Annotated in this window: 4 protein-coding genes; all 4 read left to right on the top strand. The window is 55.5% G+C overall.

Annotated features, from left to right (window positions below):
- The first annotated feature begins 18 nt into the window (after window positions 1–18).
- The 4 genes from ABEA92_RS04905 to ABEA92_RS04890 are packed head-to-tail and all read left to right on the top strand — an operon-like array spanning window position 19 to window position 6,776.
- The gene (locus ABEA92_RS04905) at window positions 19–1,029 is read left to right on the top strand and encodes an AAA family ATPase (RefSeq protein WP_345682687.1); all 1,011 of its coding nucleotides are present in this window, start codon (window positions 19–21) and stop codon (window positions 1,027–1,029) included.
- A 45-nt stretch (window positions 1,030–1,074) separates the two neighbouring features.
- Window positions 1,075–1,950, top strand: a complete 876-nt coding sequence (locus tag ABEA92_RS04900; protein ID WP_345682686.1) for a DUF58 domain-containing protein — start codon at window positions 1,075–1,077, stop codon at window positions 1,948–1,950.
- Window positions 1,951–1,955: 5 nt separating this feature from the next.
- Window positions 1,956–4,094, top strand: coding sequence for a VWA domain-containing protein (locus ABEA92_RS04895; protein WP_345682685.1), 2,139 nt, complete (start codon window positions 1,956–1,958; stop codon window positions 4,092–4,094).
- Between the two features lie 9 nt (window positions 4,095–4,103).
- Window positions 4,104–6,776, top strand: a complete 2,673-nt coding sequence (locus ABEA92_RS04890; protein WP_345682684.1) for a VWA domain-containing protein — start codon at window positions 4,104–4,106, stop codon at window positions 6,774–6,776.
- The last annotated feature ends 211 nt before the right edge of the window (window positions 6,777–6,987 follow it).

The following is a 6,987-nucleotide window of genomic DNA, read 5'->3' as shown; positions in this document are numbered from 1 at the left end:
AACCTGCGGAGCCGCTGGATGAACAATGATGAACAGCTGAAGCAGCAATTCGACGACTTTCGGCGAGACTTCCAGCGTTTGAAGTCAGAAATTGCGAAGGTGATCGTGGGGCAGCAGGAGATCCTCGACGACATGTTGATCTCATTGATCGCAGGGGGGCATGTGTTGTTGGAGGGGGTTCCTGGGCTCGGGAAAACGCTAACGGTTCGGACGCTCGCCGATGCACTGCACCTCGAATTTCGTCGCATTCAATTCACGCCTGACCTGATGCCGGCGGACCTGATTGGAACACAGGTGATTGGCGAAGCGGGCGACGGTCACAAGGTGTTCGAGTTTCAAAAAGGCCCGATGTTTGCCAACGTGTTGTTGGCGGACGAAATCAATCGTGCGACGCCAAAAACACAGTCCGCGTTACTTGAGGCGATGCAGGAACACTGCGTCACGGTTGCGGGCGTCACGCATCGCTTGACGGAGCCGTTCTTTGTGATGGCAACCCAGAATCCATTGGAAATGGAGGGCACGTACCCGCTGCCCGAAGCCCAGTTGGATCGATTTTTTTGCAAGCTGCTGGTCAAATATCCAACCGTGGACGATTTAGAAACGATTCTTGATCGCACCACCGAATCGGTCAAGACGAATGTGGAAGCAGTCATGACGGGCGAGCGGATTTTAGAAATGTCCGCGCTGGCGAGGCTGATTCCGATTGCATCGGACGTGCGTCGCTATGGGATCGCGATCGTCGTCGCCACGCACCCAGAACACGAATTGGCCGCTGCACCGACGAAAAAATACGTGCGTTACGGTGCCAGTCCGCGCGGTTTGCAGTCGTTGATTCTAGGAGCCAAGATCCGTGCGATCCTGGATAACCGTTACCATGTTGCCCGCGAAGACCTGCGAGCGATGGCAACCCCAGTGCTGCGACACCGGCTGATTTTGAATTTCGAAGGCCAGGCCGAAGGGATCAGTGCGGACGACGTCATCAGCAAAATTATCGCGAGCATTTCCGAAAATGCACTCGCGGCTGCGTGAGAGATTGTCGAAGGATCTTTGTTTTAACTCTTTGGTGAGTGCTCCATGCTGTTTCCCGCCGACTTTCTGACTCGCTTGGAATACCTTTCGATTATGTCGAAACGCGTCTTCCGAGGGACGCTGTTGGCTCAGCGGCGAACGACTCAGATGGGCTCAGGGATCGAATTTTCGGATCACCGGGAATACTCGATTGGCGACGACCTGCGTTACCTCGACTGGAATATCTATGCTCGCCACGGCGACTTGCTGCTCAAGCGTTTCCAAGAGGAACAGGACTTACACGTTTATTTGATGTTGGACTGTTCTCGCAGCATGGCGTTTGGGCAACCAGCCAAGTTTGAATTGGCTTGCCATTTGACCGCAGCGCTGGCCTATATCGCGTTGGCTGATCTTGATCGGATCGCGGTCGTTGCTTACGCAGATGGCATTGTGCAGGAATTTCCCGTCACCCGTGGCAAGGCACGCATTCTTGCGCTGATGCGATTTCTCGAGAATCTTTCTACCGGAGGGCAAGATACGAATCTAGCTCGGTCCGTCCAGGGTTTGCTGCATCGCGGAACCCGCGCGGGATTGGCGGTGGTGATTAGCGATCTGTTCGACGAACGCGGTTTCCAAAGCGGGTTGGATCAGTTGCGTTCTCGACGTTTCGATGCGCATGTGTTGCAGCTGCATGATCCCAAAGAGGCCGATCCAAGCTTGTTGGGCGATGTGGAATTTGTCGACATCGAGACCGACTCGCTGCGGATGGTTACCGTGACGGAAAAGAACCTGCGAACTTACAAGCAACTGTTTCAGCAACATCAGCAGTCGGTCCGCGACTACTGCAGCAATTATGGGTTGGGCTGCACTCAATCGTCTTCGCAAGTCCCGTTTGATACGCTTGTGCTCAGCATGATGCGTGCGTCCGCGGTGGGAAGGTAGTCGCCATGTTATTCGGAGCCCCTCTCGCGTTTTTGTTGGTCGCAGTTGCGATTCCGATCGTAGCACTGTACATCCTGAAGGTTCGGCTGCGGCGGATTCCGGTCTCGACAAACTTGTTTTGGAAACAAGTGTATGACGAAAAGCCGCCTCGTTCGTTGTGGCAACAACTGCGTCATTGGGTTTCGCTTTTGGCTCAGCTGATATTGCTGCTGATTTTGGTGCTCTCGATTGCGGATCCTTACTTTCCGTGGCAGTCGCTTCAAGCTCGCCGGCTTGTCTTCGTGTTGGATACGTCTGCCAGCATGCGTGCGGGTGACGTTGCCCCGTCGCGGTTCGAGGCCGCGCGAGCTGCAGCTCACCAAATGCTTGATGGTCTCCGCAGTCGTGATCAAGTCGCGATTGTCTCGGCTGGCAGTCGGCCTGAGGTGGCGCTTGGGATGACCGGACACGTGCCGACACTGCGTCGTGCGGTTGAGTCGATTGGGTTGAGCGATGCTGCGGCCTCGTTGGATGCGGCCATCGAGTTGGGAAAGCAGCTGATTGGTGATCATCCACACGGCCAAGTCGTCGTTTTTACCGACGGTTGTGCTCAGCGAACGAATGCTGCAGCGGACCCATCGCCACTCGCACCCGCCGAAATCAAACCGGGTGAACCAACACCGGAAATTTCAACCGAGAACACGCTTGTGTCAACGCAAAACAGGGTGAGACAAAGCGAGATTGTCACAGCGGCATCGACGCCGAGCATCGGCGTTCAATATCAGACGTTTGCGACCGCCGCAGGCAACGTCGGAATAACTCAGTTCCAATCGCGACGTAGTCTCGTTGATCCCATCGGCTATGAGATTTTAGTCAAGGTTCGCAATGCATCCGATCGGCAAGTCAAAGGTCGGCTGGAGTTAGAACTCGATGACGTCACGATTGATGTCTTGCCGCTGAATCTAAAACCCGAAGAACAATGGACCCGCGTGATCGAGAAAACATCGCTCGAAGGGGGACTGCTAAAGGCCACGCTCACTCAGATCACGGCGGACCTTGGGGATGTCGATAACGCTGGGGATGCCGAACAGGACTCGCATGCGAACATCAACTGGCTTGCGACCGACGACACCGCATGGGCGATCATTCCGCCGCGAATGGTGCAACGCGTGTTGATTGTCTCGCCCGGGAACCTGTTTCTACAAAAGGTTTTTGAGGCGAATCCGTTGGTCCAAGTCAGCGTCCGTCACGATCTGCCCGACCCGTGGCCGGCCGACACGATTGTGATTTGTCATCGAATCGTTCCCGAAACCATGCCGCTGGGAGAAGTGTTGGTGGTTGACCCCGAAACCAGTTGCGATCTGTGGGAGGTGGGTGATACGATTGAACATCCGATTGTCACCGAGCAAGACGACACGTCCGAGTTGATGACGCATCTCCGAATGGACAACGTGCTGATGCCAGAAGCTCGTCGTTTGAAATTCAATTCGGCATTCAAGAGTCTCGCGGCAACCGTCACGGGTGAGCCCGTGTATGCGGTCGTTCCTCGTCCGCAGGGTGATTGTTTGGTGTTGAATTTGAACTTGGAACGAAGTGACTTGGCGTTCCGAACGGCGTTTCCGATTCTGATCACCAATGCGTTGAGCTGGTTTGCTGGGCTGCCCGGTGAACTGCAACCGTCGGTTTCGGCGGGGCAATTGACGAGTCTGTCGCTTGCCGACGACTTGGACTTTGTCGAGGTACCGGACGGCGAAACAACGCCCGATACCGCTGTGCAATCCGCAGCGGTGAAGCCGCAAATCGTTCATCGCACGTTGCTCTCGCCATCGCAGAACCAATCGCCGCTGCTTGGCAACCAAGTCGGTCCCCTGAACGAGGTCGGTGTTTGGAGCGTGCACGAAAGCTTAGACCACAAAAACGCTGTGCCGAACCGTCAGCCCGTGACGGATGCAGTCGATTCCCCCGTAGTGCAACGTGTCGCCGTGAATCTTGCCAACGCGAACGAGTCTGATCTGCGTCCTGTGGACACTTCGCAATCAAATGACGGCCTGCCGGTAGTTTCCGGTGAATGGTTCACGCGTCCGATTTGGTTTTATTTGATTGTGGTCGCCTGCCTAGTGTCGACGCTTGAGTGGTTCCTTTATCAACGACGTTTCATTAGCTAGATATTCTTCGTGTTTCCATTTGAACTTACTCGACCGTGGATCTTGCTGGTACTGGTGCCAATGGCATTGGTGGTGGCCTATTTTTTTCGTCGCAGCCTGAGCGATTTTCCGCGATCGCAGCGGATCGTGTCGATGGCGATGCGATTGGCCATGCTGCTGCTGTTGGTCTTGGCTCTCGCCGATCTCACGTTGCTAAAGGAAACAGACGAGCAATTTGTGATCGTGCTCGCTGACCAAAGCCTCAGTATCGGTGACGAGGGAGCGACGAAGGCGAAGGAGTTTTTAAGCGAAGCCGTCCAGGCGAAGGGTGAAAACAAGCTTGCGGTGTTGAGGTTTGCCTCAGCCGCCGAGAAGGTCCAAGAGCTGAACGAGTCCGGCGATGTGGATGCGCCGCCAAGCGAACAATCCGGGCCACTGCGAAATGATTCGCCACACGAAGCGGTGCACGAGACCGCAAGTATCGGTGAGGTTTCGGCAAGCGGTTCATCCATATCACATGAGAAACGCAAGCAGCTCGAAGGAACAAACTTGGCCGCAGCGATCGAAGCCGCCGCTGGCTCGATGCCGCCGGGGTATGTGCCTCAGATTGTCTTGTTGACCGATGGAAATCAGACAGCGGGTGATGCGCTTGCGGCGGCCGCGCAAAGCCATATCCCGATCACGACGATTCCGTTGCCGACGTTAACGGAGCCCGAAGTGCAAGTGGCCGAGGTCAACGTGCCGGCCGAAGTCCGCGAAGGAGAGCCCTTCTATGTCAATGTGGTGATTCAGTCGAATCACGAAGACGAAGGTCTCGTCGAAGTGTTTCGTGGTGACCACAAAGTGATCAGCGAAACCAGGAAATTGAAGGCGGGTGAAAATCGTTTTCGTTTTCAGCAATCGATTCAGCGTGATCGCCTGGCAGCGTTTAGCGTGCGAATCTCGGGGGTCGGCCGAGATACACTCCTAGATAACAATAGCGACACGGGGCTGGTCTACGTGTCGGGCAAACCCAGAGTCTTGATTGTCGAAAGCGATCCGAATCTGATTCGCGAATTGGCGTACGCGTTGGAGGACGAAGGGATTCAGGTGGATGTTCGTCCGCCACAAGGAATGCCGGAAACGCTTGCGGATTTACAAAACTACGAGTGCTTGATGCTCTCGAACGTTCCGGCGACCGCGATCACGCAACAACAGATGCAGATTGCCCGCACTTGGGTGCAAGAGCTTGGTGGCGGAATCATCATGCTCGGCGGGGAACAGTCGTTCGGTTTGGGCGGTTATTACAAGAGCACCCTCGAAGAAGTGCTGCCCGTACGTAGCGACTTTGAGAAGGAAAAAGAGAAACCGTCGCTCGGCATGATTTTGGTGATCGACAAGTCAGGGTCGATGGACGGCGATCGAATTGAAATGGCGAAATCTGCATCCCGAGCCGCCGTTGAACTATTGGGGCGTCGTGATCAAGTGGCGGTGCTGGCCTTTGACGGCGATACCTATGTCATCAGTGAAATGCAGCCCGCCAACAGCGCATTGAAAATCAGCGACGAAATCTCACGCATTGAGGCCGGTGGCGGTACCAATATGTACCCTGCGATGGAAATGTCGTTCGAGATGTTGTTCACCACGTCAGCGAAACTAAAGCATGTCATCCTGTTGACCGATGGGATTTCCATTGGCGGTGACTTTGAAGGGATGGCTCAACAGATGTCGTCTGCCAAAATCACGGTCTCGACCGTTGCGGTCGGAGACGGATCGGACACCGAATTGCTGGAACAGATCGCGAGAGTCGGCAAAGGACGCTACTACTTCACGAGCGATCCTGCCCAAGTGCCCCAAATCTTTGCCAAAGAAACCGTCACTGCCAGTAAGTCAGCGATCGACGAGCAGCCATTCATTCCGCAGGTGATTCGAGCGACGCATGCGCTCGCCGATCTCGAACTGGAATCGGCCCCGTTCTTGTTGGGTTACGTGATGACGCGTCCAAAGCCGACGTCCGAAGTGATTCTGGCGACCGAAAGCGGGGATCCACTGTTGGTTTGGTGGCGGTATGGTCTGGGTATGTCGGCCGCGTTCACATCGGATGCGAAATCGCGATGGGCTGCCGAATGGATGACGTGGCCCGGGTATGGCAAATTTTGGACTCACGTCGTTCGCCAAGTGATGAGAAAGAGCGACACTCGGGGCATTCAGGTCCAAATGGCGAGGCATTCCGAGCAGGCCGCCGTTTCCGTTGACGCAGTGAACGAAGTGGGCCAGTTTATCAACGATGCTGAGGTCGAATTGACGTTGATCAACCCGCAATTGCAACGCCAATCGTTGCGGATGAGTCAATCGGCTCCTGGTCGCTACTCGAGCGATTTTCAATTGTCACAGCCGGGTTCCTACCACATGGAGTTTGCTGTGAAGCAAAACGGCCAGACGATCTACCGCCAATCCCGCGGCATGATACGAGGTTACAGTGACGAACTGCGTATTCGTCCAACCAATGAAACGCTGCTCCGTGAAGTTGCCAATGCTTCAGGCGGACGATTTAATCCGACGCCCGCTGAACTGTTCCATCCGACTGCGGTGCGAGCGAACCGCCCGACTCCGCTATGGCCATGGATTCTAGCCGCAGCCGTGGTATTGCTGATTCTCGATGTCGCGTTGCGACGCATCGATTTTACGCTCTTCCTCTCTTTGCCTTCGCCCGCGAAAAGCTGACGATCGGCCGCATCCAGTCGCACGCTCGGTCTGCTCATGCTTGCATGCGTCGACTTGCCAGTTGTTGGCTCCGCTTCGGGTAAGCCGGGGGCGTTAGAGTGGAGCGGCGCGGGGTCCCGCTCGGTAAATTTCGAACGTTTTACTCACCGCAACCGGGCGGGGCACCGCGCCGCGAGCGCTACTAAAGTCGATGGCATTGGCCGGTTGGCTA

The organism is Novipirellula caenicola (assembly GCF_039545035.1).
GTDB classification, from domain to species: Bacteria; Planctomycetota; Planctomycetia; order Pirellulales; family Pirellulaceae; genus Novipirellula; species Novipirellula caenicola.
Note: the sequence above shows the minus strand (reverse complement) of the source record. Positions and strands in the feature narration are given on the sequence as shown.